The 24,546-nt window shown below is 66.6% G+C and carries 23 protein-coding genes, 1 tRNA gene and 1 pseudogene; 16 read left to right on the forward strand and 9 right to left on the reverse strand.

The genetic code is table 11. The annotated features are described in order from the left end of the window. Nucleotides 1–25: 25 nt before the first annotated feature. Both gabT and gabD read right to left on the reverse strand, forming a co-directional pair. Nucleotides 26–1,306: a 4-aminobutyrate--2-oxoglutarate transaminase gene (gabT, locus tag FG99_RS11465; protein WP_009615038.1), complete on the reverse strand. Its 1,281-nt coding sequence runs from the start codon at nt 1,304–1,306 to the stop codon at nt 26–28. Between the two features lie 196 nt (nt 1,307–1,502). Continuing rightward, entirely contained in the window at nt 1,503–2,954 is a 1,452-nt protein-coding gene (gene gabD / locus FG99_RS11470) for an NADP-dependent succinate-semialdehyde dehydrogenase (protein ID WP_009615037.1), read from the reverse strand. A gap of 608 nt (nt 2,955–3,562) precedes the next feature. Here gabD and FG99_RS11475 point away from each other — a divergent pair. Beyond that, nucleotides 3,563–3,639 (forward strand) — tRNA-Arg (locus tag FG99_RS11475). A 288-nt stretch (nt 3,640–3,927) separates the two neighbouring features. After that, complete coding sequence (locus tag FG99_RS32820; RefSeq protein WP_256204849.1) at nt 3,928–4,050, forward strand: hypothetical protein; 123 nt, start codon at nt 3,928–3,930, stop codon at nt 4,048–4,050. A gap of 16 nt (nt 4,051–4,066) precedes the next feature. Here FG99_RS32820 and FG99_RS11480 read toward each other — a convergent pair whose 3' ends face one another. The 3 genes from FG99_RS11480 to FG99_RS11490 all read right to left on the reverse strand — a co-directional run bounded on the left by FG99_RS11480 (nt 4,067) and on the right by FG99_RS11490 (nt 5,767). Beyond that, nucleotides 4,067–4,711, reverse strand: coding sequence for a BRCT domain-containing protein (locus FG99_RS11480; RefSeq protein WP_043269676.1), 645 nt, complete (start codon nt 4,709–4,711; stop codon nt 4,067–4,069). Further along, nucleotides 4,704–5,105 (reverse strand): hypothetical protein, encoded by a 402-nt coding sequence (locus tag FG99_RS11485; RefSeq protein WP_043269678.1) that lies wholly within the window; start codon nt 5,103–5,105, stop codon nt 4,704–4,706. The genes FG99_RS11480 and FG99_RS11485 overlap by 8 nt, the downstream gene beginning before the upstream one ends. 98 nt (nt 5,106–5,203) lie before the next feature. Then, on the reverse strand, nt 5,204–5,767 hold the full coding sequence (locus FG99_RS11490; protein ID WP_070065485.1) for a peptidase associated/transthyretin-like domain-containing protein: 564 nt from the start codon (nt 5,765–5,767) through the stop codon (nt 5,204–5,206). Between the two features lie 300 nt (nt 5,768–6,067). Here FG99_RS11490 and FG99_RS11495 point away from each other — a divergent pair, with 300 nt between their 5' ends. The 7 genes from FG99_RS11495 to FG99_RS11525 all read left to right on the forward strand — a co-directional run bounded on the left by FG99_RS11495 (nt 6,068) and on the right by FG99_RS11525 (nt 11,435). Continuing rightward, complete coding sequence (locus FG99_RS11495; protein ID WP_009615034.1) at nt 6,068–6,658, forward strand: amino acid synthesis family protein; 591 nt, start codon at nt 6,068–6,070, stop codon at nt 6,656–6,658. Between the two features lie 26 nt (nt 6,659–6,684). Continuing rightward, a complete protein-coding gene (locus tag FG99_RS11500; RefSeq protein WP_009615033.1) occupies nt 6,685–7,518 on the forward strand; it encodes an alpha/beta fold hydrolase in 834 nt (277 codons plus the stop codon). Further along, the gene (locus FG99_RS11505) at nt 7,515–8,996 is read left to right on the forward strand and encodes an aldehyde dehydrogenase (RefSeq protein ID WP_043269680.1); all 1,482 of its coding nucleotides are present in this window, start codon (nt 7,515–7,517) and stop codon (nt 8,994–8,996) included. Before FG99_RS11500 ends, FG99_RS11505 begins: the two co-directional genes overlap by 4 nt. A gap of 10 nt (nt 8,997–9,006) precedes the next feature. Continuing rightward, nucleotides 9,007–9,492: a flavin reductase family protein gene (locus FG99_RS11510; RefSeq protein WP_009615031.1), complete on the forward strand. Its 486-nt coding sequence runs from the start codon at nt 9,007–9,009 to the stop codon at nt 9,490–9,492. Between the two features lie 191 nt (nt 9,493–9,683). Then, a complete protein-coding gene (locus FG99_RS11515) occupies nt 9,684–10,073 on the forward strand; it encodes a carboxymuconolactone decarboxylase family protein (RefSeq protein WP_043269682.1) in 390 nt (129 codons plus the stop codon). 41 nt (nt 10,074–10,114) lie between these two features. Continuing rightward, nucleotides 10,115–10,867: a GntR family transcriptional regulator gene (locus FG99_RS11520; protein WP_043269684.1), complete on the forward strand. Its 753-nt coding sequence runs from the start codon at nt 10,115–10,117 to the stop codon at nt 10,865–10,867. 4 nt (nt 10,868–10,871) lie between these two features. Next, on the forward strand, nt 10,872–11,435 hold the full coding sequence (locus FG99_RS11525; RefSeq protein ID WP_043269686.1) for an NUDIX hydrolase: 564 nt from the start codon (nt 10,872–10,874) through the stop codon (nt 11,433–11,435). A gap of 342 nt (nt 11,436–11,777) precedes the next feature. Here the strand turns inward: FG99_RS11525 and FG99_RS11530 are convergent, their stop codons facing one another. Continuing rightward, nucleotides 11,778–12,071, reverse strand: coding sequence for a DUF1330 domain-containing protein (locus FG99_RS11530; protein ID WP_043269688.1), 294 nt, complete (start codon nt 12,069–12,071; stop codon nt 11,778–11,780). Between the two features lie 77 nt (nt 12,072–12,148). On the opposite strand from FG99_RS11530, the gene ribBA reads away from it, so the two are divergent. The 5 genes from ribBA to FG99_RS11555 all read left to right on the forward strand — a co-directional run bounded on the left by ribBA (nt 12,149) and on the right by FG99_RS11555 (nt 17,559). After that, entirely contained in the window at nt 12,149–13,279 is a 1,131-nt protein-coding gene (ribBA, locus tag FG99_RS11535) for a bifunctional 3,4-dihydroxy-2-butanone-4-phosphate synthase/GTP cyclohydrolase II (RefSeq protein ID WP_043269690.1), read from the forward strand. Between the two features lie 349 nt (nt 13,280–13,628). Continuing rightward, nucleotides 13,629–14,654, forward strand: a complete 1,026-nt coding sequence (locus FG99_RS11540) for an ABC transporter substrate-binding protein (RefSeq protein WP_043270318.1) — start codon at nt 13,629–13,631, stop codon at nt 14,652–14,654. Further along, nucleotides 14,639–15,586 carry an ABC transporter permease gene (locus FG99_RS11545; protein WP_116424685.1) on the forward strand — a complete coding sequence of 316 codons (948 nt, stop codon included), beginning with the start codon at nt 14,639–14,641 and terminating at the stop codon, nt 15,584–15,586. Before FG99_RS11540 ends, FG99_RS11545 begins: the two co-directional genes overlap by 16 nt. Before the next feature lie 6 nt (nt 15,587–15,592). Further along, a complete protein-coding gene (locus tag FG99_RS11550) occupies nt 15,593–16,402 on the forward strand; it encodes an ABC transporter permease (protein ID WP_009615023.1) in 810 nt (269 codons plus the stop codon). A gap of 17 nt (nt 16,403–16,419) precedes the next feature. Beyond that, entirely contained in the window at nt 16,420–17,559 is a 1,140-nt protein-coding gene (locus tag FG99_RS11555) for an ABC transporter ATP-binding protein (protein ID WP_043269694.1), read from the forward strand. Between the two features lie 477 nt (nt 17,560–18,036). Here the strand turns inward: FG99_RS11555 and FG99_RS11560 are convergent, their stop codons facing one another. Next, complete coding sequence (locus FG99_RS11560; RefSeq protein ID WP_043269696.1) at nt 18,037–19,443, reverse strand: purine-cytosine permease family protein; 1,407 nt, start codon at nt 19,441–19,443, stop codon at nt 18,037–18,039. A gap of 564 nt (nt 19,444–20,007) precedes the next feature. On the opposite strand from FG99_RS11560, the gene FG99_RS11565 reads away from it, so the two are divergent. Continuing rightward, nucleotides 20,008–20,493, forward strand: a complete 486-nt coding sequence (locus FG99_RS11565; protein ID WP_043269698.1) for a flavin reductase family protein — start codon at nt 20,008–20,010, stop codon at nt 20,491–20,493. 786 nt (nt 20,494–21,279) lie between these two features. On the opposite strand, the gene FG99_RS33210 is transcribed toward FG99_RS11565, so the two are convergent. Further along, nucleotides 21,280–22,008, reverse strand: coding sequence for a methyl-accepting chemotaxis protein (locus FG99_RS33210; RefSeq protein WP_371263865.1), 729 nt, complete (start codon nt 22,006–22,008; stop codon nt 21,280–21,282). Nucleotides 22,009–22,137: 129 nt separating this feature from the next. Next, nucleotides 22,138–23,454 (reverse strand): annotated as a pseudogene (locus FG99_RS33215) (cache domain-containing protein); the annotation flags it as partial. Here FG99_RS33215 and FG99_RS11575 point away from each other — a divergent pair. Then, nucleotides 23,429–24,472: an LLM class flavin-dependent oxidoreductase gene (locus tag FG99_RS11575; RefSeq protein WP_043269702.1), complete on the forward strand. Its 1,044-nt coding sequence runs from the start codon at nt 23,429–23,431 to the stop codon at nt 24,470–24,472. The pseudogene FG99_RS33215 and the gene FG99_RS11575 sit on opposite strands and share 26 nt — an antisense overlap. The last annotated feature ends 74 nt before the right edge of the window (nt 24,473–24,546 follow it).

Raw genomic sequence — 24,546 nt, forward strand, 5'->3', positions numbered from 1 at the left:
CTTCCGGTACTGCCGAACGAGCCGATCAGGCCAGTTCGTCGAAGCACTCGGCCAGGATGGCCAGGCCTTGCTTCAGCTGGGCGTCCGGGATGGTTACCGGCATCAGGAAACGGATCACGTTGTAGTAGGTGCCACAGGAGAGCAGGATCAGGCCCTTCTCGCGAGCACGCACGACGATCTTGCTGACCAGCTCGGCCGCCGGCTTGTTCACGTCGCCGCCTTCGAACAGCTCGATGGCGACCATCGAACCCAGGCCACGGACGTCGCCGATCACCTTGTGCTTGGCCTGGATCTCGCGCAGGCCGGCCTTCAGGGTTTCGCCAACGGCTTGCGAACGCTCCAGCAGTTTCTCTTCGTCGAACACCTTCAGCACGGCCAGGGCCGCGGCGCAGGCGATCGGGCTGCCGGCGTAGGTGCCGCCCAGGCCACCGGGGGCGATGGCGTCCATGATCTCGGCCTTGCCGACGACGCCGGAGATCGGGAAGCCGCCGCCGACGGACTTGGCGAAGGTGGTCAGGTCCGGGACGATGCCCAGTTGCTCGGTGGCGAAGAAGGTGCCGGTACGGCCAGCGCCGGTCTGCACTTCGTCGGCGATCAGCAGGATGCCGTGCTCGTCGCACAGGGCGCGCAGGCGCTGCATGAACGGCTTGGAGTTGACGTAGAAGCCACCCTCGCCCTGTACCGGCTCGATGATGATGGCGGCGATGTCACGCGGCTGGGCGTCGTTCTTGAAGATGCGCTCGATGCTGGCGATCGACTCGTCTTCGCTGATGCCGTGCAGCTCGCACGGAGCCAGGGCGCGGAAGATGCCACCCGGCATCAGGCCCATGCCGGCGGAGTACGGAACCACCTTGCCGGTCAGGCCCAGGGTCATCATGGTGCGGCCGTGGTAGGCGCCGGTGAAGGCGATCACGCCGGCGCGGCCGGTGGCGGCACGGGCGATCTTCACGGCGTTCTCGACCGCTTCGGAGCCGGAGGTGACCAGCAGGGTCTTCTTCGGGAAGTTGCCCGGCACGCGCTTGGCGATCTCTTCGGCCAGCTCGATGTAGGGCTCGTAGGCCAGCACCTGGAAGCAGGTGTGGGACAGCTTGGTCAGTTGCTCCTGAACGGCGGCGACCACTTTCGGGTGCAGGTGGCCGGTGTTCAGAACGGCAATGCCGCCGGCGAAGTCGATGTACTCGCGGCCTTCGACGTCCCACACGGTGGCGTTCTCGGCGCGCTCGGCGACGACCGGGTGGATCTGGCCCACGCCGCGCGGAACGGCGGCCTGGCGGCGTTGCAGCAGGGATTCGTTGGTTTTGCTCATAGCTTCCTCAGTGGCCGCTCATCGGTCGGCCGGGTCAAAGGATGAAGACGGGGAGAAGCCACTCGCGACAGCATACGATGATCGACTGTCGCGGCACTTGCGGCCCGCCGGGTGGGTTGTCCGGTGCCACCACCGGAAAACGCCGGCGCGGGGGTGGCTGCCGGCTCTTGCCTGCCACCCCCGCGCCCACGGGAAATCAGATGCCGCCCAGGCAGAGGTACTTGACCTCGAGGTAGTCCTCGATGCCGTACTTCGAACCTTCGCGGCCCAGGCCGGAGGCCTTGATGCCGCCGAACGGCGCGACCTCGTTGGAGATCAGGCCGGTGTTGATGCCCACCATACCGTACTCCAGGGCCTCGGCCACGCGGAACACGCGGCCCAGGTCGCGAGCGTAGAAGTAGGAGGCCAGGCCGAACTCGGTGTCGTTGGACATGGCAATCACGTCGGCCTCGTCCTTGAAGCGGAACACCGGGGCCAGCGGGCCGAAGGTCTCGTCCTTGGAAACGAGCGCGTTCTTCGGCACGTCGACCAGGATGGTCGGCTCGAAGAAGGTGCCACCCAGGGCGTGCGGCTTGCCGCCGGCAACGACCTTGGCGCCCTTGCCCACGGCGTCGGCGATGTGCTCTTCGACCTTGGCCACGGCCTTGGAATCGATCAGCGGGCCGGTGGTCACGCCGCTTTCCAGGCCGTTGCCGATGTTCAGCTTGGCCACGGCGGCCTTCAGCTTCTCGACGAAGGCGTCGTACACGCCGTCCTGCACGTACAGGCGGTTGGCGCAGACGCAGGTCTGGCCGTTGTTGCGGTATTTGGAGATCAGCGCGCCTTCGACGGCGGCATCCAGGTCGGCGTCGTCGAAGACGATGAAGGGCGCGTTGCCGCCCAGCTCCAGGGACACCTTCTTGATGTCCTTGGCGCATTCGGCCATCAGCTGGCGACCGATCTCGGTCGAACCGGTGAAGGTCAGCTTGCGCACGATCGGGTTGCTGGTCAGCTCGCCGCCGACTTCGCCGGCGCTGCCGGTTACGACGCTGAACACGCCTTTCGGAATGCCGGCGCGCTCGGCCAGTTCGGCCAGGGCCAGGGCGGAATACGGAGTCTGCGAAGCGGGCTTGAGCACCATGGTGCAGCCGGCGGCCAGGGCCGGGCCGGCTTTACGGGTGATCATCGCCGAGGGGAAGTTCCACGGAGTGATGGCCGCGGTGACGCCGATCGGCTGCTTGATGACGATGATGCGCTTGTCCGGCTGGTGGCCGGGGATGGTGTCGCCATAGATGCGCTTGGCTTCTTCGCCGAACCACTCGAGGAAGGAGGCGGCATAGGCGATCTCGCCCTTGGCTTCGGCCAGCGGCTTGCCCTGCTCGATGGTCATCAGGCGGGCCAGGTCGTCCTGGTTCTCGATCATCAGCTCGAACCAGCGGCGCAGCTTGTTGGCGCGCTCCTTGGCGGTCAGCGCGCGCCAGGCCGGCAGGGCCTTGTCGGCGGCCTCGATGGCGCGGCGGGTTTCGGCGGCGCCCATCTTCGGCACGCTGCCGATGATCTCGTTGGTGGCCGGGTTGTTGACCTTGATGGTCTGACCGCTGTCGGCGTCCACCCAGGAACCGTCGATGTAGGCCTGTTGGCGGAACAGCTTGGCATCATTGAGTTGCATGACCAGTCTCCTTCGAGGAAAGCCATAAGCAGCGGGTCTACCTCGACTACCCCGCCTGCTCTTGTTGTCCGGGAAGCATTGGAGGGGCGCTCGCCCCACCCGTTCCATCGTCCCGCCGCGCCGCCCGCCAGGGGACGGCACCGGCGCTAGCGCAGGGTCGCCGATCGTCGCGCACGGGCGCGCGCAAACGGACCACGGCGGTAGCCGTAGCCGGTCAGGTCAACCGGGAGGTCCATGGACGGGATACGCTGCGGAAACGCCACCACTGCAGGAATCGGCTGCTGCACGGCATCGCGCGCATTCGCCAGGCAGTACGGAAGTCGGTCATCCCACTGGCACGAGGCCGGGTACTGTGACGCCAATTCCCCTGTCTCCTGTTGTTGTGGTGGGCGTTTGAAATGTCAAACGCATCCTAGGGCCCCATCCCCCAAAGGGCAAGGGGTCGTTCGAAAAAACCAACGAAAGTACATGCCACCCGGCGCCTCCAGGCCAGCCCCGGCCGACGGGCGGCAGACCGATTTCGAATTAACCCGGGCCACGCCCGAACGATGGACGCAAGCCGATCAGATGCGTATGATTGCCGCCTGCCGCGCCAGCCGCGGCCATGCGCATCCGTAGCTCAGCTGGATAGAGTACTGCCCTCCGAAGGCAGGGGTCGTGGGTTCGAATCCCGCCGGATGCGCCATCCATATAAAAGGCCCAGGTGAAAACCTGGGCCTTTTTCGTTTCCCGCCGCCGCCCATGCGATCAGAACGGCCCCGAGTCCAATGGGGTTCAGTGCTATGCGGGCTTCATGCCATCGCGGGTACCGGAACCGACATTGGCAAGGCTACCCTCTTCTTTCCTGCTGCAGGCAGATAGCCAAACCCACCTGAAACTACTCTTCCCAGCGCCTGTAAAATTTTGTCTATTCAGACGCCGCTATTTCAAATAATGTTGGTCCAATTCAAAAATCTCTAGCCAGGAGCACCGAATGGAAAGCCAATTCATCGGCTATGCCTTTCTGGTCGAGACACTGAAGCTGAAGGTCTTCCCGATCCAGCGTCCGGCGGCGATCAGGCCTGTCACCCGACAGATCGAGCAACGAAAGGACTAAACCAGTCCTAGCCTACTTAACCGAACAGCGCCGCCTGCCAGTGCTTCTCACTGACGATGGCCAATGAACAGCCATTCTCCCGCAGCTCCATCGCCTTCTTGATCTTGGTGCCATAGGTACTGTGGAGCCATTGCTCGTTCCCTATTTCGCCAACGACCAGATAGTGGATCTTCTTGCTCACACCGGGTGCGATCTGGCCTCCGCGCTCGATAACCAATGCCTCGCAGTCCTTGCGCGGGCCGTAGGCCATGACGCCCGTGAACAGAAACAACCGCCCATTCCATACGAGCTCAGGGACGGGGCGATCGAGAGGCAGTGCATTCGAAGGAACGAAAGCGTTGTCGCTCGCCTTGGGTTTGGCTGCGCTCAAGCCTGCGAAGCTGCGGAGAATTTCCAGCAGCTCCGCGGACTCGTCGGCATCCAGCACTCCATCGGAGAGCATGTCCGATAGCCGGCGATACAACAGGTTGATCACCGGATCCTCGAGGTGCACGAGGTTGGCCGAGATCCAATTCTCCAGAAACTCGGCCTCCTGCTGGTTGATATGCCCGTCTGCAGTAATACCGGCGGCCAGGCCCACCAGAGCGTCCGCAGAGCGCCGATCGATACGCGCCTCATGGAAAAAGCGGCTGTCTTCGAATTCCCGATGCAGATCAACCATTGGCATCCTCTACTTCATCGCTGCCTCCAGGGCCGGCCAGCTTCGCCAGGTCGGAGGTGAACGCCACCGTCATGCCCGTTGCCGAGCAAACCAGGGAGAGCTCCTTGGCGAGGTCGATGTGCAGATCCTCACCACGCAGGCCCTGCCATTCGGCCAGGTACCGAAAGGATCCGAACTTCTCAGGTTTCTTGAGGCGTTTCACGACGCCGCCTTTCCACCCCAAGGGCGGCAACTGCCCTGCCAGGCAGGCCTCGGCCAACTGCGGCTCGGCCGCAGCACGTCTCCGGCCAACCTCCCAGCATTGGATAAACCCCCGGTCGGCTCCCTTCCAGGTCTCGTACCAATCCAGGCCTGAACGTAGAGGTTCGCTGATTGCACGATGGATGGTATTCACTTTGTAAATCTCCCCGTCCGTTACCCTCGCCAGGCAACGCTGAATTCGAGAAGCAGAAAACCTGAGCACACGCCTGACGGCTCTAGGTAGATAAAAGGCTACCGCGCCATGATCTGCTGATAGCGGCGTTGGTATTCCTCGTAGGACATCGGTTGAGCCTGGAGCTGCTGCAGTTGTTGCTGCTGCCACTGGTCCCTGGAGAGACCAGGCGCCGAAGTCGAATAGGTGGCAGCCGAGGCGACGGCTTCTTGCGGAGCCGCGGCTTCCTTCATGGTGGTGGATGCCTTGCTCGGCAAGTCGAACATCGCCCCGGTTGAGGGGTCGATGATCAGCATCCCCAGCACACCACCGAGAAGCAGGTTGCCCCAGTACCAACCCTCCACGCCGGAGTCGATTACGGTTGTCTCGTCGGCATAGCCATCTTTGCGGAACCTGACCGTGTAGGTCTGGCCATCGAAGTAACCGGCGCTTGCCTCGAGCTTCACCGTAGCAGGAGTGATGCCGTTGTAGACGATGTTTCCGTCTTCGTCCTTGATCTCCACATTGGCACCGCTTGGCGAGCTGGTTACCTGGACCGGGTAGACCTGCTCGGTGAATATGCTGGCGCAGCCGGAGAGCAGCAGAGGGGCGGATAGGATTGCAGCGAGTAGCTTGATGCGCATGGCGACCTCCTTGTCAGTTTGGAGGCATTTTGCCACCAAAGAAGAAGCCACGTCATCCGCCGGCGGTATGCCCCAACCTCCCAATTGATCGAGCCAGCCAACTTTCAAAGCTGGCGACAGGCTCCCCCTTCCTCACCAACCAGCCAAAGCCCATTCCCGCCGAGTCCCCGAGCCTTCCGACAAGCCCCTCCTCAACCATCCGTCGCCAGACCCCACCGCCTTTGCCACCCTGCCTCTTGCACTTCCAATATTATGGTATACCATCAGACCAAATCGCACAGAGACACCCAAGGAGTGCCCATGAGCTTCGAAATCCGCAAGATCGTCAGCTACGTCGAGGAAACCTTCATCGAGGGCGGCAAGGCTGCCGAGAAACCGGTGTCCATGGCCGGGCTGGCCGTGGTGATCAAGAACCCCTGGGCGGGCCGCGGCTTCGTCGAGGACCTCAAGCCGGAGATCAAGGCCAACTGCTCCGAGCTGGGCGCGCTGATGGTCGAGCGCCTGACCGCGCTGATCGGCGGCGCCGACAGGATCGAGGCCTATGGCAAGGCCGCCGTGGTCGGTGCCGATGGCGAGATCGAGCACGCCTCGGCGGTGATCCACACCCTGCGCTTCGGCAACCACTACCGCAAGGCGGTGGACGCCAAGAGCTACCTGAGCTTCACCAACAAGCGCGGCGGCCCGGGCACCTCGATCCAGGTCCCGATGATGCACAAGGACGACGAGGGCCTGCGTTCGCACTACATCACCCTGGAGATGCAGATCGAGGACGCGCCGCGCGCCGACGAGATCATCGTGGTCCTGGGCGCCGCCGACGGCGGCCGCCTGCACCCGCGCATCGGCAACCGCTACATCGACCTGGAAGAGCTGGCCGCCGAGCAGGCCCAGTGATCCCGCGGCCAGTGCAGGAGCGTTCCATGATTCGGCTCACCGCTGAACACACACCGGCCGGCACCAGTTACCTGGCGACCGGCCAGGGCCAGCCCGTGGTACTGATCCACGGCGTGGGCCTGAACAAGGAAATGTGGGGCGGGCAGATCGTCGGCCTGGCCCCGCACTACCGGGTCATCGCCTACGATATGCTCGGCCACGGCGCCAGCCCGCGCCCCGAAGCGGGCACCGGGCTGGTCGGCTACGCCGCGCAGCTGCGCGAGTTGCTCGACCACCTGCAGATCCCGCAGGCCACGGTCATCGGCTTCTCCATGGGCGGCCTGGTGGCGCGCGCCTTCGCCCTGCACCATCCGCAGCGGCTGCAGGGGCTGGTGATCCTCAACAGTGTGTTCAACCGCAGCGCCGAACAGCGCGCCGGCGTCATCGAGCGCACCCGCCAGGCCGCCGAACACGGCCCCGACGCCAACGCCGAGGCGGCCCTGTCGCGCTGGTTCAGCCGCGAGTACCAGGCCGCCAACCCGGCGCAGATCGCGGCCATCCGCCAGACCCTGGCGAGCAACGACCCGCAGGGCTACCTGACCACCTACGAGTTGTTCGCCACCCAGGACATGTACCGCGCCGACGACCTGGGCAGCATCCAGGCGCCGACCCTGGTCGCCACCGGCGAGCTGGACCCCGGCTCTACCCCGGAGATGGCCCGGCAGCTGGCCGCGCGCATTCCCGGCGCGCAGGTGGCCATACTCGATGAACAGCGCCACATGATGCCGGTGGAGTCGCCGCGCCTGGTCAACCAGGTGCTGCTGGACTTCCTGCACCAGGCCCTGAGCCTGCCGAACCAGACCAAGGGGATAGTCGCATGACACTCACCCGCTTCCAGATGTGCATCGACGGCCAATGGCTCGATGCGCTCTCCGGCAAGACCTTCGAAAGCCTCGACCCGTCCAGCGCGCAGCCCTGGGCGCTGCTGCCCGACGCCGCCGAGGAAGACGTCGAGCGCGCCGTGCAGGCCGCGCAGAAGGCCTTCGACGACCCGGCCTGGCGCAAGCTCAGCGCCACCGCCCGCGGCAAGCTGCTGCGCCGCCTGGGCGACCTGATCGCCGAGAACAGGGAGCACCTGGCCCAGCTGGAGAGCCGCGACAACGGCAAGCTGATCCGCGAGACCCGCGGCCAGGTCGGCTACCTGCCGGAGTTCTTCCACTACACCGCGGGCCTGGCCGACAAGCTCGAAGGCGGCACCCTGCCGATCGACAAGCCGGACATGTTCGCCTACACCGTGCACGAGCCGCTGGGCGTGGTGGCCGGGATCATCCCCTGGAACAGCCCGCTGTACCTCACCGCGATCAAGCTGGCCCCGGCCCTGGCCGCCGGCAACACCATCGTGCTCAAGCCCTCGGAACACGCCTCGGCGACCATCCTCGAACTGGCCCGCCTGGCCCTGGAAGCCGGCTTCCCGGCCGGCGTGGTCAACGTGGTCACCGGCTTCGGCCCGAGCACCGGCGCGGCCCTGACGCGCCACCCGCTGGTGCGCAAGATCGCCTTCACCGGCGGCGCCGCCACCGCCCGCCACGTGGTGCGCAGCAGCGCGGAGAACTTCGCCAAGCTGTCCCTGGAGCTGGGCGGCAAGTCGCCGAACATCATCTTCGCCGACACCGACCTGGACAGCGCCATCAACGGCGTGGTGGCCGGCATCTACGCCGCCACCGGGCAGAGCTGCGTGGCCGGCTCGCGCCTGCTGGTGCAGCGCGAGATCTACGACGAATTCGTCGCCCGCCTGATCGCACGCGCCCAGCGCATCCGCATCGGCAACCCGCAGGAAGACGCCAGCGAGATGGGCCCTATGGCCACCGCGCAGCAACTGGCGGTGGTCGAAGGCCTGGTGGCCGCGGCCAAGGCCGAGGGCGCGCGCCTGCTGATGGGCGGCAAGCGCCCCGAGGGCCAGGGCGAAGGCTGGTACTACGAGCCGACGCTGTTCGCCTGCGACAGCCACTCCATGCGCATCATGCAGGAGGAAGTGTTCGGCCCGGTGGCCTCGGTCATCCCCTTCGACGACGAAGCCGAGGCGCTGGCCCTGGCCAACGACTCGCAGTACGGCCTGGCCGCCGGTATCTGGACCCGCGACCTGGGCCGCGCCCACCGCCTGGCGCGCGACGTGCGCTCGGGGATCATCTGGGTCAACACCTACCGCGCGGTCTCGGCCATGGCGCCGATCGGCGGCTTCCACCAGAGCGGCTACGGCCGCGAGAGCGGCATCGACTCGGTGCTGGCCTACACCGAACTGAAGACGGTGTGGATCAACCTCTCGCAGGCGCCCATGCCCGACCCCTTCGTGATGCGTTGAGGAACAGACCATGATCGAACCCGGAATCTACAAGGAAGTCATGGGCTCCTTCCCCTCGGGGGTGACCGTGGTCACCACCCTGGACGCCGAGGGCGGCATCGTCGGCATCACCGCCAGCGCCTTCAGCGCACTGTCCATCGAGCCGGCGCTGGTGCTGTTCTGCCCCAACTACGCCTCGGACACCTACCCGATCCTGCGCGACAGCAAGCAGTTCGCCATCCACCTGCTGTGCGCCGACCAGCAGGCCGAGGCCTACGCCTTCGCCGGTAAGGGCAAGGACAAGGCCAAGGGCATCGACTGGCACCTGAGCGAGCTGGGCAACCCGCTGCTGGCCAAGGCCACGGCGATCATCGAGTGCGAGCTGTGGCGCGAATACGACGGCGGCGACCACGCCATCATCGTCGGCGCGGTGAAGAACCTGATCCTGCCCGAGCAGGCGGTGACGCCCATGGTCTACCACCGCGGCAAGCTCGGCGCCCTGCCGCAGCTGGCCTGATCGTCCCGTCCTCGTGGGAGCGAGCCTGCTCGCTCCTACAGGTAGCGGAGAAACACTGACGCAGGATGGCGTTGAGCGAAGCGATACCCATCACCACGGCCGCATGGGTTTCGCAAGCTCGCCCCATCCTGCGAGAAGCCCCTCGGAGCAGCCGGCAGACAGTTGCTCCTACATGAAAGCAGGAGCATGCGATGAGCAACGAGAAGTACGAAAAGGGCCTGGCGATCCGCACCCAGGTGCTGGGCGAGGCCTACGTGAACAAGTCGCTGGCCGCGGCCGACGACTTCGGCAAGCCGCTGCAGGAGCTGGTCACCGAGTACTGCTGGGGCCACGTCTGGGGCCGCGAGGGTTTGTCGCTGAAAGAACGCAGCATGATAAACTTGGCGATGATTTCGGCCCTCAACCGGCCGCACGAACTGAAGCTGCACATCCGCGGCGCCCTGCGCAACGGGCTCAGCCGCGAGCAGATCCGCGAAATCCTGCTCCAGGTCGGCATCTATTGCGGCATCCCGGCGGCGGTCGACAGCTTCCGCCTGGCCCGCGAGGCCTTCGCCGAGGCCGATGCCGAGACCCAGGGCTAGGCCGCTTCACCCTACGGACAGCCATTACCAGAGCGGACCACATGAAACGCTTGCCCCTCGACGATAGCTTCAAGGTCAACCGCAACCCCGTGACCCTGCGCGAGATTGTGCTGGACAAGCTGCGCGGCGCCATCCTCAACTTCCAGCTGCTGCCCGGCGACCGCCTGGTCGAGCGCGACCTCTGCGACCGCCTGGGCGTCAGCCGCACCTCGGTGCGCGAGGCCCTGCGCCACCTGGAGTCCGAGGGGCTGGTGGAGTTCGCCGACGCCAAGGGCCCGCGGGTGGCCATCATCACCCTGGAAGACGCCTGCGACATCTATGAGCTGCGCTGCGTGCTCGAAGGGATGATCGTCCAGCTGTTCACCCTCAACGCCAAGGCCAAGGACATCCGCGCCCTGGAACGCGCCCTCGAGGAGAACCGCAAGGCCCTGGAGGAAGGCGACCTGCAGCAGGTGCTGGATTCGGTGCAGGGCTTCTACGACGTGCTGCTGGAAGGCTCGGGCAACCGCATCGCCGCCACCCAGCTGCGCCAGTTGCAGGCGCGCATCAGCTACCTGCGCGCCACTTCGGTGTCCCAGGCCAACCGCCGCGGGGCGAGCAACCAGGAGATGGAGAAGATGGTCGCGGCGATCAAGAGCGGCGACCCGGCGGCCGCGCACCAGGCCTCGGTGGACCACGTGCGCGCAGCGGCTAAGGTGGCGCTGGACTACCTGAAGTCCAAGCAGGAAGAGGGTGGCAAGGTCCGCGAGATCGCCACCCCCATCGTCCTCAAAGAGCCGCGCATAGGCCGCTGACGCCATGCCCGCCCCGCGCTTCTGCCCGCAGTGCGGCGGCGACCGGATGCAACGCCGCCAGCCGCCGGGGGACACCCACGAACGGCTGCTGTGCGGCGCCTGCGGCTACATCCACTACGAGAACCCCAAGGTCATCGCCGGCTGCATCATCGAGCGCGACGGCTGCTACCTACTGTGCCAACGCGCCATCCCGCCGCGCCCCGGCACCTGGACGCTGCCGGCCGGCTTCATGGAAAGCGGCGAGACCACCGAGCAGGCGGCCCTGCGCGAGGTCTGGGAAGAGAGCGGCGTGCGCGCCGAAATCCTCTCGCCCTACTCCATCTTCAGCGTGCCGAAGATCAGCGAGGTCTACATCATCTTCCGCGCCCAGGCCCTGGAGATCGCCGACGCCTACGGGCCGGAGACCCTCGACCGGCGCTTCTTCGCGCCCGAGGACATTCCCTGGGAGCAGATCTACTACCCGGCGATCCGGCAGATTCTCGAGCGCTACATCGAGGAGCGGCAGGCGGGGGTGTATGGGATCTACATGGGGAATGACGATAGCGGGAAGATTCATTTTATTCGCTGAGCTTCCTACGTCGCTTCCTCTTTTGTAGGAGCGAGCTTGCTCGCGAACGGTGCCACCCGGTGACTACGGTGTTTTTGGTTGACTCCGCTCCCTCTCCCTAACCCTCTCCCTGAAGGGAGAGGGGACCGTTCAGAGTGCTCGGGTGTTTCGGCGTTAGCCGGCTAGCACAGAGACTACCGACTGAAACCACTCCTCCTCTCGGCACGGACAAGCCCCCTCTCCCTTCAGGGAGAGGGTTGGGGAGAGGGGACGAGGTTCACCTCAAACACCAGTGCTGCCGGGGAATGCCGGTTCGCGAGCAAGAACTAGACGTCCCCCTCGCTCCTACGAAAACCCCCACCCTCAGGGCTCGACGCCCTCGACAATGATCACCTCCGCCCTCGCCGCCCCCTGCCGCTGCGCCCAGGCCTCCTGGTACTCCTTCGACCGATAGCAGGCCATCGCCTGCTCATAGGAATCGAACTCGATCACCACGCTGCGCTGCGGCGTCGGGCGGCCTTCCAGGGCTTCGGAGCGGCCGCCGCGGGCGAGGGTGCGGCCGCCGTACAGGGCGAAGGCCGCTGGCGCGCGGCGGGTGTATTGGCTGTACTGCTCGGGGTCTGTGACGTCCACGTGGGCGATCCAGTAGGCCTTCATGGCAACCTCTTGGCGATGGATATTTTGTGTATGATGGTATACCAGAATTTTCTGACTGCCACACCCCGGAGCCGGTCATGCCGTTCAATACCACCGAAGAAATCATCGAGGACTTCCGCCAGGGCCGCATGGTGCTGCTGGTGGACGACGAGGACCGCGAGAACGAGGGCGACCTGCTGCTGGCCGCCGAGTTCTGCTCGCCCGAGGCCATCAACTTCATGGCCCGCGAGGCGCGCGGGCTGATCTGCCTGACCCTCACCGAGGAACACTGCCAGCGCCTGGGCCTCGAACAGATGGTGCCGAACAACGGCAGCCCCTACTCCACCGCCTTCACCGTCTCCATCGAGGCGGCCACCGGGGTGACCACCGGCATCTCCGCCGCCGACCGCGCGCGCACCGTGCAGGCCGCCGTGGCGCCGGGCGCCAGCGCCGAGGACATCGTCCAGCCCGGGCACATCTTCCCGCTGCGCGCCCGCGAGGGCGGCGTGCTCACCCGCGCCGGGCACACCGAGGCCGGCTGCGACCTGGCGCGCCTGGCCGGGCTGACGCCGGCGGCGGTGATAGTCGAAGTGATGAACGACGACGGCAGCATGGCCCGCCGCCCCGAGCTGGAAGCCTTCGCCGCGCAGCACGGGATAAAGATCGGCACCATCGCCGACCTCATCCACTACCGCCTGAGCACCGAGCACACCGTGCGGCGCATCGGCGAGCGCGAGCTGCCCACGGTGCACGGCAACTTCCGCCTGGTGACCTTCGAGGACCGCATCGAGGGCGGCGTGCACATGGCCATGGTGATGGGCGAGGTCGACCCCGCCGAGCCGACCCTGGTGCGCGTGCATGTCATCGACCCGCTGCGCGACCTGGTCGGCGCCGAGTACGCCGGGCCGCCCAACTGGACGCTGTGGGCAGCCCTGCAACGGGTGGCCGAGGAAGGCCGCGGCGTGGTGGTGGTGCTGGCCAACCACGAGTCGTCCCAGGCGCTGCTGGAGCGCGTGCCGCAGCTCACCCAGCCGAGCCGGCCGTTCACCCGCTCGCAGTCGCGCATCTATTCGGAGATCGGCACCGGCGCGCAGATCCTCCAGGACCTGGGCGTGGGCAAGCTGCGCCACCTCGGCCCGCCGCTGAAATACGCCGGCCTCACCGGCTATGGCCTGGAAGTGGTGGAAAGCCTGCCCTTCGACGACTGGAAGCCGGCAACCGAGGCCTGACCACCGGTCGGTCGATACTGGCCGCCGGCCAGCTCGCCGGCGCCCGGACATGTGGATAAAGGCTAGAAAAATCAGTCGATTGCCGCCACCAGGCGGTAGCCGAAAAGCCGCCAGGGACGGCGCCAAGCGGCAATCCACGGGGGCTGTAACGGGGAGGAGACTTGCAGAAAGTTTGGAATACCATAATATGACATTCCGTAGGCCGACGATTGTTCCGCCGCCCCGAACACGGGCAGCCTGAACAACGCTCCGGACAAGGCCGACCCTGACAGGCCCAGATGGCCACTGCTCCTGATGGGCAGGCACAGACCGCCTGCCCGCGCACAAACACAACAACGAGGGCATGTACATGGTGTTCAAGAAACGTGCAGTCGCGGCGACTCTCGCCGCCATCCTGGGCCTGGCCGGCACCGCCGCCAGCGCCGCCGACGCGATCAGCTTCGTCAGCTGGGGCGGCACCACCCAGGACGCCCAGAAGCAGGCCTGGGCCGAGCCCTTCAGCCAGGCCAGCGGCATCCGCGTGGTGCAGGACGGCCCCACCGACTACGGCAAGCTCAAGGCCATGGTCGAAAGCGGCAACGTGCAGTGGGACGTGGTGGACGTGGAGGCGGACTTCGCCCTGCGCGCCGCCGCCGAAGGCCTGCTGGAGCCGCTGGACTTCAACGTGGTCAAGCGCGACCGTATCGATCCGCGCTTCGTCTCCGACCACGGCGTCGGCTCCTTCTACTTCTCCTTCGTGCTCGGCTACAACCAGGGCAAGGTCGGCGGCAACGCCCCGCAGGACTGGAGCGCGCTGTTCGACACCAAGACCTACCCGGGCAAGCGCGCGCTGTACAAGTGGCCGAGCCCCGGCGTGCTGGAACTGGCCCTGCTGGCCGACGGCGTGCCCGCCGACAAGCTCTACCCGCTGGACCTGGACCGCGCCTTCAAGAAGCTCGACAGCATCAAGAAGGACATCGTCTGGTGGGGCGGCGGCGCCCAGTCCCAGCAACTGCTGGCCTCCGGCGAGGCGACCATGGGGCAGTTCTGGAACGGCCGCATCTACGCCCTGCAGCAGGACGGCGCGCCGGTGGGCGTGAGCTGGAAGCAGAACCTGGTCATGGCCGACTTCCTCGTGGTGCCCAAGGGCTCGAAGAACAAGGACGCGGCCATGAAGTTCCTCGCCGAGGCCTCCAGCGCCAAGGGCCAGGCCGACTTCGCCAACCTAACCGCCTACGCCCCGGTGAACCTCGACAGCGTCGGCCAGCTCAAGGGCGACCTCGCCCCCAACCTGCCGACCGCCTACGCTAAGGATCAGATCACCCTCGACTACGCGTACTGGGCCAAGAACGGCCCGGCCATCGCGGCACGGTGGAACGAATGGCTGGTCAAGTGAAAATGACGGCCGTTCCCCACGGCCGCTCCACGCCCGTCGACGGCGCCGCGCGCGCCGCCGACGCGGTGCAAACGAGGTCGCCGATGAAGCCGCAAGGCGTGTCGCCCTGGCGCGGTTCGGCCAAGCTGCTGCCGGCCCTGCTGTTCCTCGGCCTGTTCTTCCTCGCCCCGCTGGTAGGGCTGCTGCTGCGCGGCGTGCTCGAACCCACCCCGGGCCTGGACAACTACGCCCAGCTGTTCGCCAACTCGGCCTACACCCGGGTGCTGTTCAACACCTTCGCGGTCGGCGCGCTGGTCACCCTGATCAGCCTGCTGCTGGGTTTCCCCCTGGCCTGGGCGATCACCCTGGTGCCGCGCGGCTGGGGCCGCTGGCTGCTGAACATCGTGCTGCTGTCGATGTGGACCAGCCTGCTCGCCCGCACCTACTCCTGGCTGGTGCTGCTGCAGGCCTCGGGGGTGATCAACAAGGTGCTGATGGCCCTGGGCATCATCGACCAGCCGCTGGAGCTGGTGCACAACCTCACCGGCGTGGTGATCGGCATGAGCTACATCATGATCCCGTTCATCGTCCTGCCGCTGCAGGCGACCATGGCGGCCATCGACCCCATGGTGCTGCAGGCCGGCTCGATCTGCGGCGCCAGCCCCTGGAGCAACTTCTTCAAGGTGTTCCTGCCGCTGTGCCGGCCGGGGCTGTTCTCCGGCGGGCTGATGGTGTTCGTCATGTCCCTGGGCTACTACGTCACCCCGGCGCTGCTGGGCGGCGCGCAGAACATGATGCTGCCGGAATTCATCGTCCAGCAGGTGCAGTCCTTCCTCAACTGGGGCCTGGCCAGCGCCGCCGCGGCGTTGCTGATCCTGATCACCCTGGTGCTGTTCTACGTCTACCTGAAAGTGCAGCCGGAATCCCCGGTCGGCGCCAGTAACGCGAGGTAAGCCGCCATGCTGCTCTCCCCCAACGCCATGGGCCCGCGCCTGCGCGGCGGGCTGTACCTCACCACCGGCCTGATCGCCGCCTTCCTGCTGCTGCCGATCGTGTTCATCGTGCTGCTGTCGTTCGGCTCCTCGCAGTGGCTGGTGTTCCCGCCGCCGGGCTGGACGCTGAAGTGGTACGCGCAGTTCTTCGCCAACCCCGAGTGGATGGACGCGGCCCTGGCCAGCCTCAAGGTCGCGGTGCTGACCACCATCTGCGCGGTAGCCCTGGGCCTGCCCACCGCCTTCGCCCTGGTGCGCGGCAGGTTCCCCGGCCGCGAGCTGCTCTACGGGCTGTTCACCCTGCCGATGATAGTGCCGCTGGTGATCATCGCTGTGGCGGTGTACGCGCTGTTCCTCAAGCTGGGCTACACCGGCACGCTGTTCGCCTTCGTGGTCAGCCACGTGATAGTCGCCCTGCCCTTCACCATCATCTCGATCATCAACTCGCTGAAGCTGTTCGACCAGTCCACCGAGGACGCCGCGGTGATCTGCGGCGCCTCGCGCCTGCAGGCGGTGTTCAAGGTGACCTTCCCGGCCATCCGCCCGGGCATGGTCGCCGGCGGCCTGTTCGCCTTCCTGGTGTCCTGGGACGAGGTGGTGCTCAGCGTGATGATGGCCAGCCCGACCCTGCAGACCCTGCCGGTGAAGATGTGGACCACCCTGCGCCAGGACCTGACCCCGGTGATCGCCGTCGCCTCGACGCTGCTGATCGGCCTGTCGGTCCTGGTGATGCTCGCCGCCGCGCTGCTGCGCCGGCGCAATGAAGTCAGCGCCTGAGCGCGAGGAGTCAGACAATGAGTGCCGTCATCCAAGAAACCGCGCAGGGCGGGACCCTGGTCAGCCTGCGCAACCTGAACAAGCACTACGGCGACTTCACCGCCGTGGACAACATCAACCTCGACATCCGCGACGGGGAATTCCTCACCTTCCTCGGCTCCAGCGGCTCGGGCAAGAGCACCACGCTGTCGATGCTGGCCGGCTTCGAGACGCCCAGCAGCGGCGAGATCCTGGTGGAAGGCCAGTCGCTAGTGAACGTGCCGCCGCACAAGCGCGACATCGGCATGGTGTTCCAGCGCTACTCGCTGTTCCCGCACCTGTCGGTGCGCGACAACATCGGCTTCCCGCTGGACATCCGCAAGCAGAAGGGCGATGCCCGCGAGCGCCGCGTCGACGCCATGCTCAAGCTGGTGCAGCTGGAGAAGTTCGCCCAGCGCCGCCCGGCGCAGCTCTCCGGCGGCCAGCAGCAGCGCGTGGCCATCGCCCGCGCGCTGGTCTACGAGCCGCGCATCCTGCTGATGGACGAACCCCTGGGCGCGCTGGACAAGAAGCTGCGCGAAGACCTGCAGGACGAACTGCGCCACCTGCACCGCCGCCTCGGCATCACCATCGTCTACGTCACCCACGATCAGGAAGAGGCCATGCGCCTGTCCCAGCGCATCGCCATCTTCAGCCATGGCAAGATCGTCGGCCTGGGCAGCGGCTACGACCTCTACCAGAACCCGCCGAACACCTTCGTCGCCTCCTTCCTTGGCAACTCCAACTTCCTCCGCGTGCAGGCCCAGGGCAACGCCGCGGCGCGCTTCGAGAGCGCCAGCCTGGCCATCCGCCCCACCAGCGGCCTGCGCGAAGGGCAGGACCTGGTGCTGATGATCCGCCCGGAAAAGGCCCTGGCCCTGAGCGCCGAACAGGCCGCCGCGCAGCCCCTGCAAGCCGGCTGGAACGAACTCGGCGCCACCGTGCAGGAAGTGGTGTTCCTCGGCGAGAGCCAGACCTGCAGCGTGACCACCGTGGGCGGCACCCAGCTGACCCTCAAGGCCCTCTCCGGCGGCCAGTCGCTGCACCCGGGCATCCCGGTGCGCGTGCGCTGGGCCGCGGCCGACGCCTGCGTCTACAGCCAGTGGAACGAAAGCGACCTGGTGAAGGGCGCGCACTGACCCTTTGAAGTCCCTTGCGCCCCCGGCCGTTGTGGCGGCCGGGGGCTTTTTTTTGCCTGCGCCATTCCCCTGTAGGAGCGCGCCCTGCGCGCGAAATCGCGGGCAGGGCCCGCTCCTACAGATTGCCGGGAGGCACGGCATTCCCCCCGTAGAAGCGGACCTTGTCCGCGATAGCCGGAACCACCGGCGCGCCTCGCGGATGAGATCCGCTCCTACGCCACCCCACCCCCGCCATTCCCATGTAGGAGCGCGCCCTGCGCGCGAATCGCGGGCAGGGCCCGCTCCTACAGGCGAACCGCATGGCACGGCGTTTGTTCGCGAGCAAGCTCGCTCCTACGAAGGGCATCTCGGCGCAGTTACAGGTTGACGCCGAGTCTCCCATCCATGCCTGCCCGCCAATCCCACGCCCTTTCCCGCAGACGAAAAAAAGCCCCGCCAGAGCTGCTCTCGGGGCGGGGCGGAGAGTGGAACGAGGAATCAGTCGGCCAGGCCCAGGCGCCCCTGCCGCAGGCTTTCACGTGCCTGGCCGCGGGTGGCCAGGCAGTAGTACAGCGGGCAGGTCACCAGCAGGCCAGCCAGCCAGGACAGGTCGGCGCCTTCCAGGTAGTTGGCGTAGGGCCCGACGTAGAGCGCGGTGTTGGCGAACGGCAGCTGCACCAGGATGCCGATGGCGTAGGCGATGATCGCGTGCGGGTTGAAGCGCCCGTAGATGCCGCCGTCGGCGCGGAAGATCGAGGCGATGTCGTAGCGCCCGCGCTTGACCAGGTAGAAGTCGATCAGGTTGATGCAGGCCCAGGGCACCAGGACCAGCAGCAGGGTGAGGATCAGCCCGATGAACTGCGAGATGAAGTTCGCCGAAGCGCTCAGCGCCACCAGGCAGCTACCGGCCAGCACCACCGAGGACAGCGCCACGCGCAGGCGCACGCTGGGCGTCCAGGCGGCGGCGAAGGTCTGGATCGAGGTGACGATGGAAAGCACCGCGCCGTACAGGTTCAGCGCGTTGTGGCTGATGATGTTGAGCAGGAACAGCACCATCAGCGCCGGGCCGAACACACCGGTGGCCTGCTTCACCGCGGCCATCGCCTCGGTGCCTTCGGGCGTGGCCAGCACCGCCACCGCGCCGAAGCTGAACGACAGGCTGGTGCCCAGCACCGCGCCGAAGAAGGTGGCGAAGAACGGCCTGGCGATGCCGACGCTGGCCGGCAGGTAGCGCGAGTAGTCCGAGGTGTAGGGCGAGAAGCTGACCTGCCAGATGATGCCCAGGCACAGGGTGGCGACGAAGCCGGAGAGGTTGAAGCCGCCACGGCTGAAGAAGTCCGCCGGCAGCTGCTGGCAGAAGATCCACACGAAGCCCACCAGCAGCGCGCCGCCCATCACCCAGGTGCCGATGCGGTTGAGGGTGTGGATGAAGCGGTAGCCGATCACGCCGATGGCGGTGGCGCCCAGGGCGCCGAGCAGGATGCCCGCCGGCAGCGGCACGGCCGGGGCGATGCTGTGGATGGATTCGCCGGCCAGGACGATGTTGGAGATGAAGAAGCCCAGGTAGATCAGCGCGGTGAAGAACACGATCAGCAGCGCGCCGTAGCGGCCGAACTGGCCACGGCTCTGCACCATCTGCGGAATGCCCAGCTGCGGCCCCTGGGCCGAGGCCAGGGCGATGCCGACGCCGCCGAGCATGTGCCCGAGGAAGATCGCCAGCAGGCCCCAGAGCAGGTCCAGGTGGTAGACCTGGACCACCATGGCGCCGGTCACCACCGGCAGCGGCGCGATATTGGTGCTGAACCACAGGGTGAACAGGTCGCGCGCACGGCCATGGCGCTCGGCCGGGGGCACGTAGTCGACGGTGTGGTTCTCGATGAGCGGGGTGGACTCGGTATGGGACATCTTCTGGCTCGCTGCGGATGGCCGGGCGCGAGCACGGATCGGCCGGCCGGGCGGCCGACGTCGATCCACTGCGGGCGCGGACAGTCGGGAATCGGGGTTGCAGGAATCAGGCCGCGGACGGCCTGGCGCAGGACCGGCGGTCCAGGGACGGGTGCAACCTCGGGGAATCATCGAGCCAGGCCCGGTCGGGGGCGCGGCGGGGGAACATCATGCACAGCATCTTCTTGTCTTCTTTGTACGAAAGCTACGTATGTATTTGCCTTGGGCAGCAAGCCCCGGAAAGGGCCGGCAGGCATGCCCAGTCGAACACCATATTATGGTATTCCAATATTCCGGCAAGCCCCTTCCCCGCCAACGGCTCCGACCATGGGCTATCCAGGGGTCCCTCCCGGCACCCCGCCGAAGCCTTGGAGCCCAGTCCACATGCGGATTCCAGCCACGAGCGCGACGTTCGTCGGCAACCGACTGGCGGTCATCCAGGGGCTTGAACTTTCAATAATACGGTATACCATCAGACGAAAATAATTCCTCCAACGCCCGCCCCCGTGGCAGCAGGTAACCGCAATGATCGACGCCAACCTCTACAAGCAAGTCATGGGCTCCTTCCCCTCCGGCGTGACCGTGATCACCACCCTGGACGAGGACGGCCAGCTGGTGGGCCTGACCGCCAGCGCCTTCAGCTCGCTATCGATGGACCCGGCGCTGGTGCTGTTCTGCCCCAACTACACCTCCGACTCCTACCCGGTGCTGATCCGCCGCAAGCAGTTCGCCATCCACCTGCTCTCCGCCGAGCAGCAGCGCGAGGCCTACAGCTTCGCCAAGAAGGGCAAGGACAAGGCTTTGGGCATCGACTGGCAGCTGAGCGAGCTGGGCAATCCGTTGCTGGAAGGCGCGACTGCGGTGATCGAGTGCGAGTTGTGGCGTGAGTACGAGGGTGGGGATCACGCGATCATGGTCGGCGCGGTGAAGAACCTGGTGGTGCCGGAACAGCGGGTGCCGCCGATGGTTTATTGCCGTGGGAAGATGGGGGCGTTGCCGGCTTTGGCGTGACGCCGATTGCCAGCGCGCTTGCTCGCGAACGGTGTTTCCCGGGGCGTAGGTGCTGGGTTCAAGAGCGCCCTCTCCCCAACCCTCTCCCGCAAGCGGGAGAGGGGGCTGTCCTGAGCGGCGTGTCGGTCAGGCGCCATCCTTCCAATTCGTCATTCCCGCGAACGCGGGACGCGGCCCCATCGCGAACAGCGCTTGCGCTGGCCCGAAGGGGAATAACCCGGTGGCTTGGGGGCTTGGTGTAGCGCGCCGCTCCGAGTCTGCGGAGATTTTTTGTTTCGCCCCCTCGGGCGAGTCCCTTTTGTCAAACGGTGGAAGGCCACCCCCGCAAAAAGGAACCAAAAAGGCTTGCCCCGCATACGGGCACGACAGAGTCGGGCTACCCTCGCGAACTCCCCCGCCACGGAGGCCCGCCCCGAGGGTACGTCCCTGTAGCCCGCGGGGCTCTCGCGACATCCATGTCGCATGACCTCCTGAGCGAGGGTTTCACTCGGCCTTCTGAAGGGGCGTTCCGGTGCGCTCGGATATTCCTCTGGAAATCCTGCTCTTCGTAGGAGCGAGCTTGCTCGCGACCCCCGTAGTCACTGGGTCCCGCGTTCGCGGGAATGACGAGGGGGAGTGAGGAGTATCAGGATGACTCCAAATTCCCCTCCCACTCCGAACAGCCCCCTCTCCCGCTTGCGGGAGAGGGTTGGGGAGAGGGCGCTCTTGACACCCAACACCGCAGCCCGCCGGTAACCACTGTTCGCGAGCAAGCTCGCTCCTACGAAAAGCCTTCCCGGCAGTGGCTCAGGTCTTGAACCGCGACACCAGCCGATTCAACTCCTCCGACAACCCATTCAACGTCTGCGCATCCCCCCGCGTGGCCTCCGCCAGTCCCGCCACTTCCTGGGCGTCGCGGTGGATCTGGGCGATGTGCCGGTTGATCTCTTCCGCCACCTGGTGCTGCTCTTCCGCCGCCGTGGCGATCTGCGCGTTCATGTCGCGGATCACGTCCACCGACTCGCGGATGGCGCCGAAGCAGGCGCGGGCCTCGCGGATGGAGCCGACGGTGCGCTGCGAGGCCTCCAGGCTGGATTGCATCTGCCGGCCGGTGTCGTGGGTGCGGCGGGCCAGGTTGCCCAGCAGCGCGTCGATCTCGCCGGTAGATTCGGCGGTGCGCCGCGCCAGTGCTCGTACCTCGTCGGCCACCACGGCGAAGCCGCGGCCCTGGTCGCCGGCGCGGGCCGCCTCGATGGCGGCGTTGAGCGCCAGCAGGTTGGTCTGCTCGGCGATGGAGCGGATGGTGCCGAGGATCGACTGGATGTCGTTGCTGTCCTGTTCCAGCTGGCGCATGGCGCTCGCCGAGCCGGCGATTTCCTCGCTCAGGCGGCCGACGCTGTCCACCGCCTCGTCGATCTGCTGCTGGCCGTCGTGGGCCTGGCGCTGGCCGCTGTCGGCGGAAGTCGCCGCCTGGCTGCAGGAGCGCGCCACCTCGTTGGCGGTCATGACCATCTCGTTGAACGCCGTGGACACCATGTCCACCGCCTCGCGCTGGCGCGCCGCGGCCTCGGCCAGGGCCTGGGAGGTGCCGCTGGCGCTGCCGGCGCTCTGGTGGATGCCGGAGGCGGCCTGGCCGATGTGCTGCACCAGGCGGCGGATGGCCTCGAGGAACTGGTTGAACCAGCCGGCCAGCTGCGCCGTCTCGTCGCGGCCGCGCACCGCCAGGCGCCCGGTCAGGTCGCCGTCGCCCTGGGCGATGCCCTCCAGGCCGTCGGCCACCGCGCGCACCGGGCGCACCACCAGGCCGGCGAATACGGCACCGACGCCGGCGAAGCCCAGCGCTATCACCGCGGCAATCAGGCCGACCAGCCAGGTCAGGCGCGTCGCCCCGGCCATCACCTCGCTTTCCTTGATCAGGCCGACGAAACGCCAGCCCAGGCCCTCCGACGGCCAGACGTTGGCCAGGTAGCGCTCGCCGTCGATCTCCACCTCCACCAGGCCCTTGTCGGCGCTGGCCAGGCTGGCGTAGCCGGCACCCAGCTCGCCCAGCTTCTTGAAGTTGTGCTCCGGCTGGTGCGGGTCGACCAGCACGGTGCCGTCGCCTTCCATCAGCATCAGGTAGCCGCTGTCGCCCAGGCGGATGCCCTTGACGATGTCGGTCAGGCGCTTGAGCGACACGTCGATGTTGACCACCCCGCCCTGCTCGCCGAGGCGGTTGGCGAAGGTGCGCACGCTGCTGACCAGCACCACCTTGTCCGCCGCCCAGTAGTAGGCATGGGTGCGCAGGGTGCGGCCCGGCTGGGCCATGGCCGCCTGGTACCAGGGGCGGCTGCGCGGGTCGTAGCTGGCCAGCTTGTCGTCGCCCGGCCAGAAGGCGTAGCCGCCGTCGCGGGTGCCCAGGGATACGTAGGCGTAGTCCGGGTGGCTGTGGGCCAGGCCGGCGAACAGGTCGAACACCTGGCGGTCCAGCTCACCGGCCGGGTGCTGCGCGGCGTCGACGCCGATGTACTGCTTGAGGCTGCCGTCGATGGCCTGCAGCTGCGGGTGCGCGGCCAGGTACTCGACGTTCTGGGCGATGCCGTCGAAGAACAGCTGCATGGCGTTCTCCACCTGGCGGATTTCCCGGCTGCTGCTGTCGATGAAGCCTTCCCGCGCCTCGCCGCGCAGGTTGAAGATCACCAGCACGGCGACCAGCAGCACCGGCAGGCTGGCGATGGCGGCGAAGGCCAGGATCAGTTTCTGTTTGAGGTTCATCCTTAACTCCTTGGGGTGGCGCCGGGCAGAAACGCCTTGCAGATATTCCGTATTATGGTATACCAATAAACCACGGACACCCAGCACGCTTGTGGCCAATCGCCATGACCGCGCCCATTCCCCGAAGCAGCGGTGCGCGCAGGCGCATCCCATCCGCCGGCCCGCCCAGCGCCGGATACAAAAAAGGTTCGAGGTAAGCGATATGAAATTTTCCCTGTTCGTGCACATGGAGCGCTACGACGAGCAAACCAGCCACCGCCAGCTGTTCGAGGAACTCACCGAACTGACGCTGATGGCCGAGGCCGGCGGCTTCAGCACCGTGTGGATCGGCGAGCACCACGCCATGGAATACACCATCTCGCCCAGCCCCATGCCGCTGCTGGCCTACCTGGCCGCCCGCACCGAAACCATCCGCCTGGGCGCCGGCACCATCATCGCGCCCTTCTGGCACCCCATCCGCGTGGCCGGCGAATGCGCCCTGCTCGACGTGATCAGCAACGGCCGCATGGAAGTGGGCCTGGCCCGCGGCGCCTACCAGTACGAATTCGACCGCATGGCCAACGGCATGCCGGCCACCGAGGGCGGCAAGTACCTGCGCGAGATGGTCCCGGTGGTGCGCGCGCTGTGGCAGGGCGACGTCGCCCACGACGGCGAGATCTGGAAGTTCCCCACCGCCACCTCCTCGCCGCGGCCGATCCAGAAGCCCACCCCGCCGATGTGGATCGCCGCGCGCGACCCGGACTCGCACAACTTCGCCGTGGCCAACGGCTGCAACGTGATGGTCACCCCGCTGATGAAAGGCGACGAGGAAGTGGTCGACCTGAAGAACAAGTTCGAAGCGGCCCTGGCCAACAACCCCGGCGTGCCGCGCCCGCAACTGATGGTGCTGCGCCACACCCACGTGCACAGCGCCGACGACCCGGAAGGCTGGAAGGTCGGCGCGCAGGCCATCTCGCGCTTCTACCGCACCTTCGACGCCTGGTTCGGCAACAAGCAGACCCCGGTCAACGGCCTGCTGCCGCCCAGCCCCGAGGAAAAGTTCAAGGAACGCCCGGAGTTCGAGCTGGAGAACATCCGCAGGAACACCATGATCGGCACCCCCGAGGAAATCATCGCGCGCATCCGCCACTACCAGGATCTGGGCGTCGACGAGTTCAGCTTCTGGGCCGACAACAGCCTGCCCTACGAGCAGAAGAAGAAGTCCCTGGAACTGTTCATCAAGCACGTGGTGCCGGCCTTCCGCTGAGCACCCGCCCAGGCTTCGCAACGACAACGCCGGTCAGTTTCCTGACCGGCGTTGTGCATTCAGGCCCGGCTCAC

Source organism: Pseudomonas sp. AAC (genome assembly GCF_000725445.1).
In the GTDB taxonomy this organism is placed as follows: Bacteria; Pseudomonadota; Gammaproteobacteria; order Pseudomonadales; family Pseudomonadaceae; genus Pseudomonas; species Pseudomonas citronellolis.